The following is a 19032-nucleotide window of genomic DNA, read 5'->3' as shown; positions in this document are numbered from 1 at the left end:
GAGCTGCCCATCCAGGTCATCGGCTGGTGGCGCAGCGACCGGGTGATGTCTTTCCGGCCATCGGCTGCGCGGACCGGCTCGGAAGGTGTCATGGCGTCCCGGTAGATGGCGAAAGGGTCCATTAGATGGAATCCACAGGCGCGCGTAACGCTAAATGTCTGTGTTGTGGGGTTTATCGGAGGCGTGGATGTCGAGTTATTGGCGCTAGATGCACGAAGCAAGGCTTTCACGCCTGCGTGACCGCCAGCCCCTGCGGTGGGTGTGACTGCTGAGGCCAGTAATGCCGTTGTGACTGCTCGCCAGGCCGGGCTCGACGTCAGGGGGTGCCAATTGCCCGGCTTGATGTCTTATCAACCAAGTATTACCCGATCAGGCCCGCAGGGTCCCCGAAGCGTCGCGACCAAGATCAACTTCTAACTTATGTAAGTTTCCACGCGAACCCACCCCCCGCCCGATTTGGGTGGGGGCCCAGATTGACACGGGGGTACGACAGTTTCTCGCCGTAGCGGGTAGATGGTCAGGTGCTGGACAGGTGCCAGGGGCCGGTGCCTGGGGCGTCCTGCCAGCCGGTGGTGACGGAGCCATCCGACGCCAGGCCGGTGAAGACCAGCCGGCCGTCGGCGTCCTGTGAGACGGCGACATCGTCGGATACGTGCGCGTATGTGCCGGCGGTACGGATCAGCGTCGCATGCCACGGGCCATTGTCGGGGTGGTCCTGCCAGCCGTGCAGGACGCGACCGTCGGACGTACGCACGAAGTAGGTCAGCCGGCCACCGGAGTCCAGCGAGCACACCGGGTTGCCGGCGACGGTGGACGTGACGTGGTTGCCGTCATCGTCGACATCGGTGACCGGTTCGATCGTCGTCCACAGCCACGGTCCCTGGCCCGGCGCGCTCTGCCAGCCGTGCGAGAGCTTGCCGGACGGGTCGCGCGCGACGAAACAAAGGCGACCCGGCGCGGCCTGCCCGACGCCGATGCGGCCGGCGACCGGTACGGCGGCGCCGGTGCCGTTCTGCTGGATGATCGCGGTGTGCCAGAGCGCCGATCCCGGCGTGTCCTGCCAGCCGTGCAGGAGCTGGTTTCCGGTCGTCTGGACGAAAAAACACAGCTTGCCGCTGATGTCCAGGCCGACACCCGGATCGCCGAGCGCGGCCGCGCCGGGCACCAGCGCGGTGTGCCAGCTATCGGACACCGGGCTGTCCAGCCACCCGACGACCAGGCCGTTTTCCGGCGTACGAGCCAGAAAAGTCAGCCGCCCGGTGGCGTCGATCGCGGCCGCCGGCGCACCGGCCAGGCGTACGTCCGGTGCGGCGAGGCTCTGCCAGCCGGTCCCCGTCGACCGACGCCAAACGTCCTGGCCGAGCACGTTCAGGCGGCCGCGCAGGTCCAGCACCGTCGCCACCGCACCGGCCACCGATCCCGGGACGACCGACTGCGTCCAGGTGTCGCCGTCGCGCCAGCCAAAACCGATCGACCCGTCGGCCTTCCGCAGCGCGTACGTGAGCACGCCGTCGTCTTCCAGCCGCATCGACGTGCCAGGGTTTTCCAGCACGACGCTGTCCGACTCCAGCCGCAGGTCGTCGATGTAGAGCGACACCGGCGTCTGCCGCCGGCCGGTGTAGATCTGAAACGAGGTCAGCGTGCTGAGGTCGAAGTTTCCCTGCGTCGGGTCATAGATGTTGCGCGGCACGTGCCACAGCTTGAACCGTACGGTCTGCCACTGCCGCGGCGCGAGGTAGACGGCGTGATTGTCGTCGGCCTCGACCGGGTTGTAGAACTTGCCGTTCAGCGCGAGCACCTGGTCGGAGTCGTTGTACGCCTCGAAAGCGACCTCGCGAAACCGGCTCCAGTCCCGCCGGCCGACGTTCTCCTCGCCGCGGAAATAGAGGCCGGGCCAGTCGACGCCGGCCGGAAAAGTGATCCGCAGGCTCGACTTTCCGGTCGCCGGATGCGCGGTCGAGCGCGCGACCACCGCACCACCATCGACATATCGCGCCGCGTCGGCGTCGGTCTCGAAGGAGTTGATCCGTACAGCGTGCGGCAAACCGATCGGCGCGACCTGGACAGAGCGCGTCAACGTGTCCGCGCCGGCCGTGACGACGACTTTCTGATAGCCGGCAGGCAAAGGCAACAGCGTGCGGTGGACGTCGGCCTTGGCCGTACGCTCCACCGGCGTCGATGCCACACCGGCGATCGTCACAGCAACGCCACTGCGGACATACACCGTGACCGGCACGTGGTACGCACGCGGCGCCGGACCAACGATGACGACCGCCGGCTCGCCATTGACCAGCCGGTCGACCTGCACACCGACCTCGGTGCGGATGTCGTCGAACAGGGCGGGGTCGTCCTGATATCGTTCCAGCCACTGATAAAGCACGTCGAAATACGGCTTGAGCAGATCGCCGACAGCGACCCGGCCGGCCACACCGAGCTGCTGCGCGATGGCCATGCTTCGCCGCTCGAACAGGAAAAGATGCTCGCGGTCCTGCATGCCGGCCTCGACCGCGTGCAGCCGCAGCGACCCGACCGGCCCGGCCACACCGGCCGGTTTTCCGGGATACAGCAGGAAACCGTCGCCGGCGGACTCGTTGCACGAGTACGGCACCGCGTACACCTCACGCGGGTTGTAATGCTGCCCGTCCCAGCTGCCAAACGCCGTGGTCGACCAGTAGAGCAGGCCGGTGTAGCCCTGCGAATGCTGAAACCACGGCAGCAGCCGCGAGCCGACCAGCGAGTCGTCGATCATGACGCCTGGATACGGCCAGGTGTCGCCGATGCAGACATACGTCCACAGCAGGTCGCCGCGTGCCTTCAGTGTGTCGACAGCCCTCGGCTCGTCGAGCATCGGCACGGTGTGCTGCTCGAAGACCCAGGCGTTGTTCTCGTCGATCAGCGACTGCCGCGGCCGGTGCGTCAGCGTCATGATCGTCGGCACCTCCGGCGCGACCTGGTGCAGTGTCCGGTAAGCGCCGATCAGGGTGTCCTCGGCCTGGTCGCTGCCGGGCTCGTCGCCGACATAGAAGTAGGCCTTGCTCAACAGGCCCTGCTGGCGCAGGTACGCGATGACCTTGCCGAGCTTGTCGGTGTCGATGTGGATGCTGCTGTTCTGGTCGCCGCTGGCATATCCGGGGACCTGGAACGAGCTGACGCGCGGGTCACGGACGTACGCGGCGATCTGCGCGATATAGGCGTCCGGGTCAGGATCCGGTCCGGGTCCCGGTGTGTAGGCCGGTCCGGGGCCGGGGTCGCCGATCAGCGGCGGACCGTTGGGGACCAGCCGGTGATCGAGCTGGTAGTCGTAGTAGGCGTCCATCCTGGCCTTGAACTCCGGCGTCCCCCACCGCACACCCTCGGCCAGCGCGGCCTGCTGATACCACGGCGCGAAGGCGCCGGTCGTCGTCGGCGCGACCGGGATCGCGAAGCCCCACACGGTCAGCTCGACGGGCACGGTCACGCCGTTGAGCGTGATCGAGCCGGAGTACGCGCCAGCCGGCTGACCGGCCGGCACGGTGACGGTCACCAGGAACGCGGCATTGCCGTCCGGCCCGGCCGCGACGGCGTTCCCCGGCACCACCGCGTCCGGCCACCAACCGGTCGTGTACTTGCTGTTTTGCCTGATAGTGACGTTGACATAGCGCTGTTGGAAGAACGCGACCGCGGACGCCGGCAGCGTGGCGCCGCCAGGTCCGGTGAGGTCGGAGGCCGTCGCCGTCACGGTCGCCGCGGCATCGGTCCGTACGACGAGCTGGCCGAAATGGCGCTCGTTGCCGGCACTGCTGAACCGCAACGCGGCCGGCGGAGTGCCTGGCTGCACACGTTCCCGCCGCACCTTGTCCAGCGCCGCCGGCACCCACACCGTCACCGTCGCCGCCGGCAACCCGCGCAGCACACCGGCCAGTGGAGCGGCCGTCAGTCCGGCGAGCACACCACGCCGCGAGATTCCGGTCATCGCCCCACTCCGTCCAGCCGGTTTAGCTTTTCTTGGAAGGAAACGCACGATAATGAGCGACTTCGGCCACCACAACTGACATCTGTCAGATCGCCGCGATTGGTCAGTGGCCTGTTCGTGACGGCCCGATCGGGCAGATGGCACGGCGATGTCACGCCTCCAGATCAGACGAGACCTGGAGGAGCAACCATGCGGACAAGGGCAACGAGATCGGGCGGCCCGCGGCGGATCGAGCTGCCGGCCGCCCGGCAGCCGAGCGGGCTCGCGCGGCTGCAGCGTACGGCCGGCAACCGCGCGGTCGGCCAGCTCATGCGGCTGGCGGCCGTGCAACGGCGGCTCGGCTGGACCGACGCGAGCGCCACCGCCGGCGCCGGTACGACCGACGGCAAGGCCTGGAACGCCGGGCCGCAGGCGGTGAAAGGCACCGGCGTCCGGCGCATCCCGCTCGAGGGCCTGGCGCTCGGCAACAAGGCCGCCGGCACCGAGGTCGAGAACAGGAAGACCGACGAGCAGGGCACAGCTGGCAAGGCGATCGCGCTCGTACCAGCCGCCGTCAAACCGACGACCGTCGACGTTCTGTTGCATTTCCACGGAAACACCGGCGACCTGGCCGCTCGGCCCTACGCGTCGTGGCGGCAGAGCAAGAAAGACGCGACCGTGCGCGATGTCGCGCTGGACCGGGTCGCACAGCAGTTGGACGCGGCCGCCGATCCGCAGCTCATCGGCATCCTGCCGGTCGGCGTCGGCGAGTCCTCCTTCAACGCGACGTACAACGCGGACGCGTACGTCAACGACATCCTGACCCGGCTGCAAACCGAGGGTGAGCTGAAAAAGGGCACGGCGTTGGGAAAAATCGTGTTGTCCGGGCACAGCGGCGGTGGCACGTCGGTGAAAAACCTGTTGTCCAAGGCGATGGCGGCCAAAGGCCATCACCACGTCGCCGAGGTCGTGCTGTTGGAGGCGATCGGTCCGCGGTCGCTGACCTGGTGGACGACCTGGGTCAAGACGCAGCTCGACCGGCTGCGGCCGATCCTCACCGGCTCCGCGGCCGACGCGGACAAGCAGGCGGCACTCGATGGCGTGCCGAAAATTCGCGCGTACTACAGCAAAAACGGCTTGTACGCGACGCGCTACGGTGTCCTGCGCGACGCGATCAAAGGATGGTTCGACAAGGCGCCGAGCCTTGGACCGTGGGACGCCAAAGCACGCGACCTGTTCCTCGTCATCGAGCTCGACGGCACCAACCACGAGAGCATCGTCGGCGGCCAGAAGGCTTCAGCCAAGCCAAAAGACGGCCTGGCCAATCCCGCCGACGTGCTGTTCAACCCGATCACCGACGCGCTCAAAGCGAGAAGCGGCGGCAATCCGTCCACCGCGCCGGCGAAACCGGTCGGTGGCTCGGCGGCGGTTGGGCCGGCGGTCTCGCACCCGGACATGGCCGCGGAGTGGGGAAAGCTCGACGCGAAGGTGCAAAAGGCCTTCGGCCGCGGTTTCAAGCAGTATGTGGCCGTACGCGGGCTCTACGAGAAGCGGCTGCATGCCAGTCCGGTCGACTGGCTCAACACCCTGCAGTTTGGCGTGCCGTTCTGCGGCTTCACATTGCAGGGCATGGATCCCCGGTTGAGCGCCACACTCACCGCCATCCAGGATGTCTGCCAGCCGCTGATCGACGCCGTGTTGGCGGCGAACGTACCCGTTGTCTTCGAAGGAAAGTTCCAGCCACGCGCGGTGACCGGCAAGCCGGGCAGGCTGAGCGATCACGCGCTCGGACTCGCGTTGCACCTGAACTACGCGCGAAATCCTTATATCGGAAGGAACAACAAGGTCGCCGACCTCATCGAACGAGTGGCCGCCGAGGCCGGCAAGCCGTCGTTCTGGAAGACCACGTCCGGCGTCGGCCGCAAGTCGACCGAGGCCGACATCGAGCGTGCTTATCGGACGTACGCACACGCCTCCGACGCGCTCGGGCGGTATTTCTCCGAGCTGGCAGAGATGGAGGCCGCCAACGCCGCCGGCCGGCTGGACGCGGCCGGGCAGGCCGAGATGAAGAAGCGGCAGGCCGAGCGAGCCGCGGTCAACAAGGCGCATGCGTTGAGCGAGGGCAGCCACCGCGATCCGACCAAGGGGTTCTTCGCGCACACGGCGGGTGTCGCCGGCGATCCGATGCTCGCGCTGATCAAGGCGCTCACGCTGCAGGCCGGCCTGGAGTGGGGTGGCACCTACGGCAGCCGGCCCAAGGACCTGCACCACTTCGCGCTCAAGCTCTGACCATCCTGGATTCATGCCAGATGTCCGGCCCCGGGCGGCGGCCGCGGCGGCTCGGCCGTACGGTCGCCTTCGTGACGACGAACCGGAGCTCCGACCTGCGCGTCGGGTCATACCAGCTGACCAACCGCCTCGGTGCCGGCGACCTCGGCGAGATCTTCCTGGCCAAGGACGCCGGCGGCCGGCACGCCATCGTGGCGCGGCTGACCGAGAAGGCGCTGCCGGAGGACCGGAAGCGGTTCGCCGAGCTGGTCCGGATCGTGGCGACCGGCGAGGAGGACGGCGTCGGCGTACTCGCCGCCGAGCCGAAGGCCGACCGGCCCTGGGTCGCCACCGCGCTGGGCAACCCGACCGGCGCCGACCAGCTCGTACGCGACTTCGACCCGACGATCAAGCTGGCCGCGCCGGTGCCGATGTCGGAGGCCGACCTGGTGCCACCCGATCCGTTCGCCGGGATTGCGACCGACAAGCCGGCCAGCCGGCCGGTGCTGCCACTGATGATCATCATCGGCCTGGTCGTCGTACTTTGCCTGGCCGGTGGCGCGTTTGGCGCGGTCCTGCTCACGCAAAGCGGCTCCGGCGACCCAAGCACCGATCCGAGCGACGCGCGCTGGGGTGCGCCGATGGATCATCCGATGCCGTCAGGCACGCCGTCGGCGACGCCGAGCCAGCCGGCGCCGAGTGTGTCGCCGGCGCCGGAGCCGCCGACCAAGGGCGGCTGGCCGGCGTCGTGGAAGAAGTTCACCAGCGCCGACAAGACCCGCACGATCAGCTTGCGCGGCGTGCCGTTTTCCTTCCGCGTACCGGATTCATGGGGTTGCCTGCTGCTCTCCAGCGACGCGACGACGACGGTCGTGTCGTGCATCGACGACCAGTTCCAGGGCGACCAGCGGCCGCGAGTACGGCTGACGTTCCGCGCGTGTCCGAGCGGTTGCGCGGCGGCGCAGCAGCGGCAGCAGCGCGCCGACATCGAGACCTTCGGCCAGCGCTGGATCGCGCCGGACAGCCAGTCGACCTTCGCGGAGGCGAAAAACGTCACCACGTCGATCGGCACCGGCCGCTATGTGCTGGCGGTCAGCCGGTTTTTCCACAGCAAACAGGGCGGTCCGCTGGACCGGCAGCTGGTGATGACCGCCTCCGGCGGCGCCGACCGAGCGGGCCAGGACCAGCAGATCGTCAACGACGTACGCGTGCGGGTCAGCTGACCAGCCGCGCCGCGGCCCGCTCGATGGTGTCCTCCGACAGCAGCACGAGGTTGGCCGCGGCGCCGAGCGGGATGAAGCTGTCCTCGCTGGCCACGCGGCCGATCCGGCCGGTGAAACCGGCGTCCACCAGGGCCGTCACGACGCTCTCGGAGACACCGCCGGTGCGGCGCGTCTCGTCCACGACGAGCACGCGACCGGTGGCTTCGGCCGCCGCGACGATGTCGCCGACCGGCAGCGGCGCGAGCCACCGCAGGTCGACCACGCGCGCGTTTTTGCCGCTATCGGCAAGCTTTTTGGCGACGCGCAGGCTCATCGGCGCGCCGTTGCCGAAGGTGATGATCGTCAGGTCGGTGCCGTCGCCGTACGTCCGCGCGCTGCCGAGCGGCACGTGGCTGCCGGCCGATGGATAGGCCGTCATCCACTCGCCGTCGCCTTCGACATGCAGGTCTCGCGTGTGGTAAAGCGCGATCGGCTCAAGGAAAACACTGACCGAGCCGTCGACCGCCGCCGACGCGACACACGTACGCAGCATCGCCGCCGCGTCGTCGCCGCGGCTCGGCGAGGCGATCACCAGACCCGGGATGTCGCGCAATGCGGCGACGCCGTTGTCGTTGTGGAAATGACCGCCGAAGCCTTTCTGGTATCCATAGCCGGCGATCCGCACGACCATCGGGTTTTTGTACTGTCCATTGGAGAAAAACTGCAGGGTGGCGGCCTCGCCACGGATCTGGTCGGCGGCGTTGTGCAGATAGGCCAGATACTGGATCTCTGGAATGCCAACGAAACCGGAGATGCCGGCGCCGAGCGCCAAGCCGAGGATCGACTGCTCGTCCAGCAATGTGTCGAAAACCCGCGCCGAGCCAAACTGCTTCTGCAGGCCGCGCGTGACTCCGTAGACGCCACCCTTGCGTCCCACGTCCTCACCGAAGACGAGCGTGTTTTGGCGTGTCGCAAGGACATCCGCCAGCGCGCGGTTGATCGACTGCGCGAGCGTCAGCGGCTCGTCCGACTCCGGCTGCGACGGTTGTGCTGCCTCGGCCGCGACCCACGACGGATGGCGCGGCGCGAGTGGCGCGATCACCGCGGCGGCGGTCGTCAGCTTCGGCTTTTTCACCGCCTCGCTGGCGATGTCGCGTACGATCGCGCGAATATCCTCGTATCGCTGGACGATCTCCTCCGGCGACAGCACACCGGCGGCGGAAAGCGTGCGAGCGGTGGAAAGCAGCGGGTCGCGGTCGAGGTCGGCGGCCAGCTCGGCGGACGTACGATAGCCCGACTCCACGTCCGAGCCGGCGTGACCCATCAGCCGGATCGTCTTCAGATGCAGGAAAACCGGCGCGCGGCGCGTGCGTATCCAGTCGGCCGCTTCCGCGGCGGCCTGGTGCGTTGCGACCACGTCGAGTCCGTCGGCGCAGACGTACCGGACACTCGGCCGGCCGGCGTTGGCCGCCTCGACCCAGCCGGCCGGCGTACGCACGCTGATGCCGATGCCGTTGTCCTCGCAGACGATCAGCAGCGGCACCGGCATGCCTTGATGGCGGGTGTACGCGACCGCGTTGAGCGCGCCGACCGTTGTCGAGTGGTTGGACGACGCGTCACCGATGCTGCACACGGCGATCGCATCCGCCGGCCACGGCGAATCGACGCCGAGCTTGCGCGCGCGCTCGATCGCCAGCGCGACCCCAAGCGCCCGCGGCGGATGCGAGCCGATCGTCGACGTCTGCGGAATGATCGCCAGCTCCGCATTGCCAAACACCTTGTGCCGACCACCGGCAATCGGCTCATCCGCCGCCGCGACGACGCCGAGCAGCACGTCGCGGATGCCGTCTTCAAGTTTGCGTTTCTGCTGGTTGCGGGCAAGATAGAAGGCGCCGGAACGATAGTGCAGCAGCGCCGGATCCGTCACCCGCAGCGCCGCCGCGACACCGGCATTGGCCTCGTGACCGGACGAGCCGATCGAATAGAACCCGTTCCGGCTCGCGCCAAGCTCCCGCGCGGCGAGGTCAAGGTGGCGACTGGCCAACTGCGCGTCGAAGAGCTGCAGCAGTTGGTCACCAGTCAGCCCGGTGTCGTCACGTATCGGCTGGCTGCGCCCAACCGCCGGCGTGGCCGGCAACGTACGCACGACGGTCCGAAAATGCTCATCCACCGGATGCGGCTGCGTCACCGGTCGAACGTATCAATGTGCGGGCGTGGTCGGGATGTCCTCATCGCCTGAATCACAGGTGCGTCTGACTGTTGTGTCTGGAGGGTGGGATTTCTGGTTGTTGCGTTGGGGAGGTGGTGCGTCTCCTGTTTGTTGCGATTTCGTGCGGGGCTGGGTCTCCTGGGCTTGCTCGGTCACGTGTGGGAAGCAACCGTCGGCATGGACGCCGTCACAGCGTCCGGGTGGTGCTGATGTGGCTACTGTGGCTGGCAATGCGGGTGAGGCGGATCGGCTGCGTAACACTTGTTTAACAAGACATCGAAATAGACATTTGGTGCAGCCTGGTAGCCACAACAGCACTACTAGCCTCAGTAGTCACACCCGTCACAGCGTCCGGGGATCACTGTGGCGTGAAAGCCTTGTTCCTTGCGTCCAACGCAAGTAACTCGACATTCATGCCATCCGCGACCCTCACAAGCCGGACATTTAGCGCTCCACACGCCGTCGCGTCCCGCATACTGGACCTTCACGCCACCCACCGAGACGCCACCGCAGCTCCGGCGACCAGCCACACTCCTGGTCCACACCACAAACACAACCGCACCCGCGGCACCCAACCGGACCAACAGCGAAACCCCGCGCGCCCCTCCCCTTGAGGTCGCCCTCCGCGCAGGAGCGCCCGCCGCGAAGGCGACCCCCCGTTACCTTTTTCGTGGCTCCTGATCAAGGGAGTTGTGGTCGCCAGGTTCGGCATGACTAACGTCCCCAGTCGTTCGCATGATCCGGGGGGTGGTGTCACCGAGCCTGGTGGCATCGAGGGACCGCTGATAGGGACACGGCCGCCGTCGGGTAGGTCTCGTCGTAACGTGGGTGCCGGCCGTCGATGCCTGACTGGCGACCGCCTGCGACGCGACGAAAGACACGGTGGATGAACAGCGAATATGGCGTGTTCCTCGGCTTGGACGTCGGCAAAGGAGAACACCACGCCGTTGGTCTGGACCCGGCTGGTAAGCGGCTGCACGATGCGCCGCTGCCCAACAGTGAACCCAAGCTGCGGGCGGTGTTCGACAAACTCGCCCGACATGGCCGGTTGCTGGTCGTGGTGGATCAGCCCGCCACCATCGGCGCCCTGCCGGTGGCGGTCGCCCGCGCCTGCGGGCACCAGGTGGCGTATCTGCCCGGCCTGGCCATGCGCCGTATCGCGGATCTGTATCCCGGCCACGCCAAGACCGACGCCCGCGACGCGTTCATCATCGCCGACGCCGCCCGATCCCTGCCGCACACGCTGCGACAGGTCGACGTCGGCGACGACACGCTGGCCGAACTGGAAGTCCTGGTCGGATTCGATGACGATCTGGCCGGCGAGGCCACCCGCATCGGCAACCGCATCCGCGGCCTGCTGACCGGCATCCACCCCGCCCTGGAAGGCGCGATCGGACCGAAGATCGCGCACCCGGCGGTCCTGGAAATCCTGTCCCGGTGCGGCGGCCCCACCGGCATTCGCAGGGCCGGACGACGCACGCTGACCGCGATCGCCACCACCCACGCGCCCCGCATCGGCGAGAAACTCGTCACCGCGATCTGGGCCGCGCTGGACGAACAGACCGTCATTGTTCCCGGCACCACCGCCGCCGACACCGTGCTGCCCCGCCTGGCTGACAGCCTGAAAACCGTTCTGGCGCAACGCGAACAGGTCAAACACGAGGTCGAGGAGATTCTCGATGCACACCCTCTTGCCGCGGTCCTGACCTCGATGCCTGGCATCGCGGTCAGGACCGCCGCCCGCATCCTCCTGGAAATCGGTGACGCCTCGGCGTTCGCCTCCTCCGCGCACCTGGCCGCCTACGCCGGCATCGCCCCAGTCACCCGCGCCTCGGGCTCCTCTATCAAGGGCGAACACCCCGCTCGAAGCGGTAACCGCAAGCTCAAGCGCGCGTTCTTCCTTTCCGCGTTCGCCGCCCTGCACGACCCCATCAGCCGCGCCTACTACGACCGCAAACGCGCCGAAGGCAAGAAACACAACGCCGCCCTCATCTGCCTCGCCCGCCGACGCTGCGACGTCCTCTACGCCATGCTCCGCAACAAAACCCAGTTCCGGCACCCCCAACCAGCCACAGTCGCTACGGCGGCTTGACAAATTCATAGGGACACCCCCCAAAAAAAAAACCCAACAAACAGAAACCCGACCACCTCGACCCGACCAACACCAAGTCAAGCCGCATTCGGAGAGGCCGCCAGGTCGTCATCGCCGGGAGCCAACTCCGTAGGCATCGGCGACAGCCACTCAGCCACGCAGCTGGGAGCGGCCGGACTCGGCCGGCCACCAAACCGCAGCCGTACGTCGGACCAGATCTCGCGGACGGCCAACCCGGCCAGCTGTGGCACGAGGTCGTGGCTACGCGCGATGATCCAGGCGGTCCCCCGGGTCGCCAGCCACCAGATCTGGCCGCGGCGGGTGACCAGGGCGCCGCCGGAAGGGTCGGTGGTGAGGTGGCCGGGTACGGCGATGCCGCGGGCGGTCAGGGCGGTGGCGTATTCGACGGCGATGTGGCGGTGGCCGACTTCCGACGGATGCAGGCGGTCGACGCTCCAGAGCGGGCGCTTGTACGCGCGCGGGTCGCCGGCGAGGTCCAAATGTACGGTGCCATAGCGGCGCGCGATTTCGTCGACGGCGGCGTTGACCTCGGCGATCCGGCGGGCGAGGGGGCGGGCGAGGGCGGACGGCAGCGACAGCATTTTGCCGGGGTCCGGCATCCGAGCGGTGAGTACGACGGCACCGGCGCGGCGCAGCTCGGCGACCGTACGCTCCAGGTGCCGCGCGGACACCTCCGGACGGAAGTTGCCGCGCAGCGTGTCGTTCACTCCGACCAGCACCGACGCGATCTGCGGCCGCTGGACGAGCGCGCTCTCCAGCTGCCGGCCGCTGACATCGGCGCAGGTGGCGCCGTTGACGGCGACGTTGACGAAGGTCGCGTCCATCGCCGTGGCCAGCAGGTTGGCCCAGCCGCGCCAGCCACCGCCAGGCAGCGGGTCGCCGAGCCCCACGGTGGTGCTGTCTCCGAGGGCCACAAACCGCATTGTTCCTCCTACGAAACTTCCACGTCGATCGACAACCCGTGTGCCCGCAACATCGCGCGCACCGCCGCCGGCCAGCCGAACCGCTCGGCCTGCCGGCGCGCCGCCAGTCTCCGCGCGGCCGGCGGCAAGGCGGCGATCTGCAACAACCCGTCCGCGAAGGCCTCGCCCTCGGCGATGACGTCGTCCAGTCCGCGTACGACCACGCCGGCGTCGCCGAGCACCTCGCGGAGCGCACCGTCGTCCGGCGCGACGACCGGCGTGCCGCAGGCCAGTGCCTCCAGCGCGGCCGACGCGTACGCGGGTGCCATCACCACATCCGCGGTCGCCAACAGCCGAGCGAGGTCGCCGCCAGCGGCAACAGGCGCCACGCGTACGCCTCGGTTGCGCAGCGCCTCAATCGCGTAGGCCGCACGCTGCGCGCACTGCACCACCAACAGCTCACCGTGACTGGCCAGCCGATCGCGCAGCGCCGCGTCGTAGTGGCTTGGGTGGAAGTGCGTGAGGTCGACGCCAAGTGGTACGCGCCGCAGGTTGGTGACGCCGAGCCGCGAAAACTCGGCATCGCACCAGCTCGTAGTGGTGACGACCGTGTCGAAGGCGCGCGCCGTCCGCCGGTTGAGCCGGTCGGCGAGGCGTACGGACCGGTTGGCAATCCATGGCTTCAGCGCCGCGTCCAACCGCTCATGCGACACGACAACCGACCGAATGCCGCGCGCGCGAGCCCACGCACCAACCCAGCGCAGCGCCACGCGATCGTGCACCTCGACGCGGTCAGGCCGCAGCGCCGCAAGCCGCCGACGTATGCGCCCACGCGAGACCATCAGCCGGCAGCCACCGGTCCCCGGCACCACCGGCGACGGCACGGTGATCACTCGGCCATAGTCGGTCTCGGTGTCGCTCGCGCGGCCGGCCGGCACGATCAGGACCGGCTCGTGACCAGCGGCGATGTAGCCGCGACCGCACTCTCGCAAGGCCGTCCGCAGTCCCCCGGACGCCGGACCGACGAAGCTCGCCAGCCGTACGATCCGGGCCGGCCGATGCCCGTCGGGCTCCTCCGCCGTCATGCCGCACGCACTTCCTGATCACCAAAGCGCACCGCGTCGTAGTGCTCGATCAGCGCGGCATTGATCGACGACCAGGTGCGATGGAGCACGGACTCGCGCGCAGCAGCGGCAAACTCGGTCAGCTGATCGCGGTGGTGCAGCAGGTGGCCGACCGCCTCCTCGATCGCGGTCGCGTCATCCGGCCGTACGAGCAGACCGGTCTGACCCGGCCTGACCAGGTCGAGCGGTCCGCCGGCGGCCGGCGCGACGGTCGGAACGCCGGACGCGAGCGCTTCCTGGACCGACTGGCAGAACGTCTCGTACGCACCGGTGTGCACGAAAAGATCGAGGCTCGCGTACGCCGCCGACAGCTCGGCACCATGCAGCTCGCCGCGGAAGACCGCGGTTGGCATCCGGTTTTCCAGCGCCTTGCGCGCCGGCCCGTCGCCGACGATCACGACCCGTACGCCGGGCATCCGCGTGACCGGTTCGAGCAGCTCCAGGTGCTTCTCCGGCGCGAGCCGGCCGACATAGCCGACCAGCAGCTCACCGCCGGGCGCATACGTGTCGTGCAGCGGCTCGCTGCGATGCCTCGGCGCGAACCGCTCGCCGTCGACGCCTCGCGGCCACAGGTGTACGCGCGGCACACCGTGGTCGCGCAGGTCTTTGACCGCCGGCGTGGACGGCGCGAGCGTGCGGCCGGCGGCGGCGTGTACGCGGCGCAGCCAGCGCCAGGCAGCCGCGCGGCCGACGCCAAGCCGATAGAAGCCGGCGAAACCGGCAACGTCGGTCTGGTAGACCGCCACCGACGGCAGGCCGAGCCGCTCGGCGACGAACGCGCCATGCGCGCCGAGCGCGAACGGCGAGGCGAGGTGGACGACGTCCGTGCGGTGTGCGACCAGCGCGGCCTCGAGCTTGCGGCTTGGCAGGCCAATGCGGAAAGACGCGTAGCCCGGCATCGGCACCGACGGGACGCGTACGACCACGCACTGCTGCTGGATCGGCTCGTTGCTCGCCGGCTCCGGAGCGACGACCAGCGGCTGGTGGCCCTGCCGGTTCAGGTGCTCCACCACTCGTTGCACCGAGTGCGAGACACCGTTGGCATCCGGCAGGTAGGACTCGGTCACGATCGCCACTCGCATGTGTCCAACGGTGACGGCGAATGTCGCAAATCCGGCCACGTACGCGTGTCGCGTCCTCGACACGCTGTTGAACGCTTGGCGACTGGTGACGCGGAGTCATGTTTGGCGTGTCATGCCGGTGGCCCCCAGACGAACAGGGGCGAACAGCGGGTCAGTTGGTCTCCACGGCCGCTTCCGCCTTCGTACGCGCCTCGCGCCGCTCGACCATCCGGCCGGCGGCTTTCGCGAGCGGGTCACCGAGCCGTGCGATCAGCGGACCGATGACGGCCATCAGCATCACGTACGCCGCGGCCAGCGGCGCGAGACCTGGCTCGACAGCGGCGCCACCGGCCAGGCCGGCGACGACGATGTTGAACTCGCCGCGCGAGACGATGATCGTGCCGGCGCGTACGCGGCCGCGCGGACCGACGCCGGCGCGGCGCGCGGCCCACCAGCCGACCACGACCTTGGTGAGCACGGTGACGACGGCGAGCGCGATCGCCGCCGGCAGCACGGCCGGGATCTTGGTCGGGTCCGTACTCAGGCCGAAGAACACGAAGAACACCGCGGCGAACAGGTCGCGCAGCGGAGTCAGCAACGCGCGGGCGTTTTCGGCCACCTTGCCGGACAGCGCGATGCCGACCAGGAAAGCGCCGACCGCGTCGGAAATCTGCAGCTCGGTGGCGAAACCGGCCACCAGCAGCGCCAGGCCGAAGACGCCGAGCAGCAGGACCTCGTTGTCACCCGAGAAAACCAGCTTGTTGATCACCCGGCCGAAACGCAACGCGATCACCAACGCCGCGCCGACCGCGAGCAGCGCGATGCCGAGCGAGATCGCGCCGCTGACCAGGCCGGCGCCGGCGACCACCGCGGCGAGGATCGGCAGATACGCCGCCATCGTGAGATCTTCCAGCACCAGCAGCGAAAGGACGATCGGCGTCTCGCGGTTGCCGAGCCGGCCGAGGTCGGTCAGCAGCTTCGCGGTGATGCCGGAGGAGGTCGCGTACGTGACACCACCCATCGCCACCACGGCCGGCACCGACCAGCCGAGAATGAGGCCGATGGCCACGCCTGGCGCGGCGTTGAGCACGATGTCCATCACGCCGGCCGGTGCCTGCTGGCGCAGGTTGGTGACCAGCTCGCTGGCGGTGTATTCCAAGCCCAGCAACAAAAGCAGCAGGATGACGCCGATCTGCGCGCCGACCTCCACGAACGACTCGCTGGTGGACAGCGGCGCGATGCCGCCCTTGCCGAAGGCCAGGCCGGCGAGCAGATAGAGCGGGATCGGGGACAGTCCGAACCGGCCGGCGACCCTGCCGAGCACGGCAAGGCCGAAGATCACCGCTCCCAGTTCGACCAGGATTATGCCGTCGTGCACGCGGTTACTCCGCGAGGATTTCGGCCAGGCCGGCGATGCCTTCTGCCGTACCGACCACGATCAGCACGTCACCGCCGTGCAGCACGAAGTCGGGATCCGGTGACGGGAACGCCTCCGGTTTGCGCACCACCGCGACGATCGAGGAGCCGGTGCGCGTACGCGCGTGGGTGTCACCGAGCCGCAGGCCGTCGTAACGCGAACCGTTGGCCACGCGCAGCCGGTCGGTGTGCAGGCTGGACACCTGCTCGTTGAGGTTGGCCAGCCGCTCGGTGATCCGCCGCGCGCCGAGAAACTCGGCCAGCGTGTCGGCCTCGTCGCTGCTGAGCACCAGCGTCGAGATGCAGGCGTCCGGGTCGTCGGGGTCATAGAGCACCAGGTCGCGGCGGCCGTTGCGGTGCGACACGACACCGACCCGGCGGCCCCGGCGGGTCATGAAATCGTGCCGGAGGCCGATGCCGGGAAGCTTGGTCTCCTCGACTTCGATGTCCTCGCCACTGATTGACATGACGACGATCCTGCCACGCGGCCTTCGCCGCCGCCTCGTGTCCTAGATGTCGTAGATTGAGCCGCAGCGTACGACGTCCAACGCGCCGTCGAAGGACGCGCGTGCCTCCGCGTATGTGCGCTGGGTGTCGTTCCACGCGACCAGGTGGGTCAGCAGCAGCCGCCGTACGCCGGCGGCGGTCGCGTGCTCGGCCGCCTGCCGGCCGGAAAGATGCAGGTCCGGCGTGTTGCCAGGCTCATCGAGGAAGGCCGCCTCGGACAGCAGCGTGTCGGCGCCGGAGGCGAGGTCGACCAGCGCGTCGGTCGGTCCGGTGTCGGCGGAGTATGCGAGCGCGTGGCCGTCGTGCTCGATCCGCAGGCCGTACGTCTCGACCGGATGGTTCATCAGCGCGGCGGTCACCTCGAACGGCCCGATCTTGACCGTGCCGGGCGTCAGCACGTGGTGGTCGAAGACGCCGCTGCTCGCGGTCGGGTCACCCCAGGTCGCGCCGAGCCGCTCCTGCGTGCCGGCCGGTCCGTACACCGGCAGCGGCTCCAGCGTCGGCTGGTCGTGGCGGCGCGCGTACTTGCGGACCACCATGTAGGGACACAGGTCGACCCAGTGGTCCGGATGCAGGTGGCTGACGATGACCGCGTCGACGTCGAAGAGTCCGTGCAGCCGCTGCAGGTTGGTGAGCGCGCCGTTGCCGAGGTCGACCAGCAGCGAGAAGCCGTCGGCCTGCAGGAGGTAGGAGGAGCACGGCGAGTCGGGGCCGGGATAGCTGCCGGCGCATCCGAGCACGGTGAGCCTCACGAGGCGGCCTTCGCGAGCGCGTCGAAGTGGCCGACCGAGCCGATCGCCGGGCCGAGGAAGCGCCGGCCGACGCGGTGGAACAGCTCGACGTCGCCGGTCGCGAGGAACCGGTGGCGTGGCGCCGGCGCCGACTCGGGCCGCAGCAGGTCGCGCTCGGTCAGCACGCGATAGACGTCCTTGGCGCTCTCCTCGGCGCTGGAGACCAGCGTGACGCCGTCTCCCATCACCAGGCCGACCACGCCGGCGAGCAGCGGATAGTGCGTACAGCCGAGGACCAGCGTGTCGACCTCGGCGCGCTGCAGCGGCTCCAGATACGACTGTGCCATGCCGAGGATCTGCCGGCCGCTGGTCACCCCGCGCTCGACGAAGTCGACGAACGCCGGGCAGGCCGCGCTGGTCAGCGTGACGTTGGGCGCGGCGGCGAACATGTCCTGGTATGCGCCGCTGGCGACGGTCATCCTGGTCGCGATCAGGCCGACCCGGCCGCTTCGCGTCGCGGCGACCGCGCGGCGTACCGCCGGCAGCACGACCTCGACGACCGGCACGTCGTAGCGCTCGCGCGCGTCGGCCAGGCAGGCCGCGCTCGCCGAGTTGCAGGCGATCACCAGCGTCTTCACGCCGGACTCGACCAGTGCGTCCATCGCGGACAGCGCGTACGCGCGGACCTCGGCGATCTTGCGCGGACCGTACGGCCCGTGGGCGGTGTCGCCGACGTAGGTGATCTGCTCGTGCGGCAACTGGTCCAGCACGGCACGCGCAACGGTGAGTCCGCCGACACCGGAGTCGAACACTCCGATCGGCAGGTCGGATGACGCCACCTGGCGAGCGTACGCGACGGCCACCACCCGCTGGCTATCCGTCGTGACCGCCGTCATGTGTGCCTAACTGGTGTTCAGCCCGAACACAGGCACAATGAGGACTATGACGTACCTCTCGACCGAAAGTTCCCCTTCTGCGCCCCTCGACAGCACACAGGACGCCGAGTCGAAGGTCAGTCTGGTCAAGCCGGACAGAGCCGAGAAGTTCGCCGCTCCAGCCGCCGGCACCGCTCGGGTCACGCCGGCGCCGATCACACCACCGGCCGTCCATCCTCTGCTCGGTGACGACGACGTACGACCGGAGCCGCTCAAGCTGATCGGCGTCACGTTGTGGGCCCTCGCGGTGACCCTCGTCGGCCTGGTGACCGCTGCCGCGATGGTCATGCTGCAGCTCAGCGGCCGCGGCGGCATGACGGCCGTACTCGTCATGACCCCGATCTGCGGGCTCCTCGGCATCGCCCTGGCGATCGCCGCCCTGGTCACCATCACCCGCGACAAGGTGCCCTACATCCTGCTCGGCGCCTCGAGCCTCATCCTGCTCATCTACTTCGGCTTCGTCTTCGCCGCATAACTCCCCCAGCCGGCCGCCGACCGGATGGTCGCATGGCCACCATGCGTGCGTTTGACGCACGCATGGTGGCCATGCGACCAAAAACCAACCGCGCAAAAGTGACATTTAGCGCTACATCCGCGCTACGCGGCGCCGCTCAAGATCAACTCCGAACTTAG

Annotated in this window: 13 protein-coding genes; 4 read left to right on the top strand and 9 right to left on the bottom strand. The window is 68.7% G+C overall.

Annotated elements, in window-relative coordinates; translation table 11 throughout:
* Positions 1 to 517: 517 nt before the first annotated feature.
* Positions 518 to 3952, bottom strand: a complete 3435-nt coding sequence (locus tag GNX95_RS22330; protein WP_163509334.1) for a DUF8189 domain-containing protein — start codon at positions 3950 to 3952, stop codon at positions 518 to 520.
* A gap of 189 nt (positions 3953 to 4141) precedes the next feature.
* Here GNX95_RS22330 and GNX95_RS22325 point away from each other — a divergent pair, with 189 nt between their 5' ends.
* Together GNX95_RS22325 and GNX95_RS22320 are read left to right on the top strand one after the other, a co-directional pair.
* Positions 4142 to 6220, top strand: coding sequence for a M15 family metallopeptidase (locus GNX95_RS22325; RefSeq protein ID WP_163509333.1), 2079 nt, complete (start codon positions 4142 to 4144; stop codon positions 6218 to 6220).
* A gap of 71 nt (positions 6221 to 6291) precedes the next feature.
* On the top strand, positions 6292 to 7422 hold the full coding sequence (locus GNX95_RS22320) for a hypothetical protein (protein ID WP_163509332.1): 1131 nt from the start codon (positions 6292 to 6294) through the stop codon (positions 7420 to 7422).
* Here GNX95_RS22320 and GNX95_RS22315 read toward each other — a convergent pair.
* On the bottom strand, positions 7415 to 9589 hold the full coding sequence (locus GNX95_RS22315) for a thiamine pyrophosphate-dependent enzyme (RefSeq protein ID WP_163509331.1): 2175 nt from the start codon (positions 9587 to 9589) through the stop codon (positions 7415 to 7417). The genes GNX95_RS22320 and GNX95_RS22315 overlap by 8 nt on opposite strands.
* A 907-nt stretch (positions 9590 to 10496) precedes the next feature.
* Between GNX95_RS22315 and GNX95_RS22310 the strand changes: the two genes are divergently transcribed.
* Positions 10497 to 11702: an IS110 family RNA-guided transposase gene (locus tag GNX95_RS22310; RefSeq protein ID WP_163504697.1), complete on the top strand. Its 1206-nt coding sequence runs from the start codon at positions 10497 to 10499 to the stop codon at positions 11700 to 11702.
* A gap of 77 nt (positions 11703 to 11779) precedes the next feature.
* On the opposite strand, the gene GNX95_RS22305 is transcribed toward GNX95_RS22310, so the two are convergent.
* From GNX95_RS22305 to murI, 7 genes are all read right to left on the bottom strand, one after another.
* On the bottom strand, positions 11780 to 12646 hold the full coding sequence (locus GNX95_RS22305; protein WP_163509330.1) for an SGNH/GDSL hydrolase family protein: 867 nt from the start codon (positions 12644 to 12646) through the stop codon (positions 11780 to 11782).
* Positions 12647 to 12654: 8 nt separating this feature from the next.
* On the bottom strand, positions 12655 to 13710 hold the full coding sequence (locus GNX95_RS22300; RefSeq protein WP_163509329.1) for a glycosyltransferase: 1056 nt from the start codon (positions 13708 to 13710) through the stop codon (positions 12655 to 12657).
* Entirely contained in the window at positions 13707 to 14831 is a 1125-nt protein-coding gene (locus tag GNX95_RS22295; protein WP_163509328.1) for a glycosyltransferase family 4 protein, read from the bottom strand. The genes GNX95_RS22300 and GNX95_RS22295 overlap by 4 nt, the downstream gene beginning before the upstream one ends.
* A gap of 151 nt (positions 14832 to 14982) precedes the next feature.
* Positions 14983 to 16188, bottom strand: coding sequence for a cation:proton antiporter (locus tag GNX95_RS22290; protein ID WP_163509327.1), 1206 nt, complete (start codon positions 16186 to 16188; stop codon positions 14983 to 14985).
* Positions 16189 to 16192: 4 nt separating this feature from the next.
* Complete coding sequence (locus tag GNX95_RS22285) at positions 16193 to 16693, bottom strand: cation:proton antiporter regulatory subunit (protein WP_163509326.1); 501 nt, start codon at positions 16691 to 16693, stop codon at positions 16193 to 16195.
* A 42-nt stretch (positions 16694 to 16735) separates the two neighbouring features.
* Positions 16736 to 17485 carry an MBL fold metallo-hydrolase gene (locus GNX95_RS22280; protein ID WP_163509325.1) on the bottom strand — a complete coding sequence of 250 codons (750 nt, stop codon included), beginning with the start codon at positions 17483 to 17485 and terminating at the stop codon, positions 16736 to 16738.
* A complete protein-coding gene (gene murI, locus GNX95_RS22275) occupies positions 17482 to 18303 on the bottom strand; it encodes a glutamate racemase (protein ID WP_246281705.1) in 822 nt (273 codons plus the stop codon). Before murI ends, GNX95_RS22280 begins: the two co-directional genes overlap by 4 nt.
* 103 nt (positions 18304 to 18406) lie before the next feature.
* On the opposite strand from murI, the gene GNX95_RS22270 reads away from it, so the two are divergent.
* Positions 18407 to 18874, top strand: coding sequence for a hypothetical protein (locus GNX95_RS22270; RefSeq protein ID WP_163509323.1), 468 nt, complete (start codon positions 18407 to 18409; stop codon positions 18872 to 18874).
* Positions 18875 to 19032 lie beyond the last annotated feature (158 nt).

Source organism: Fodinicola acaciae (genome assembly GCF_010993745.1).
Taxonomy (GTDB): Bacteria; Actinomycetota; Actinomycetes; order Mycobacteriales; family HKI-0501; genus Fodinicola; species Fodinicola acaciae.
Note: the sequence above shows the minus strand (reverse complement) of the source record. Positions and strands in the feature narration are given on the sequence as shown.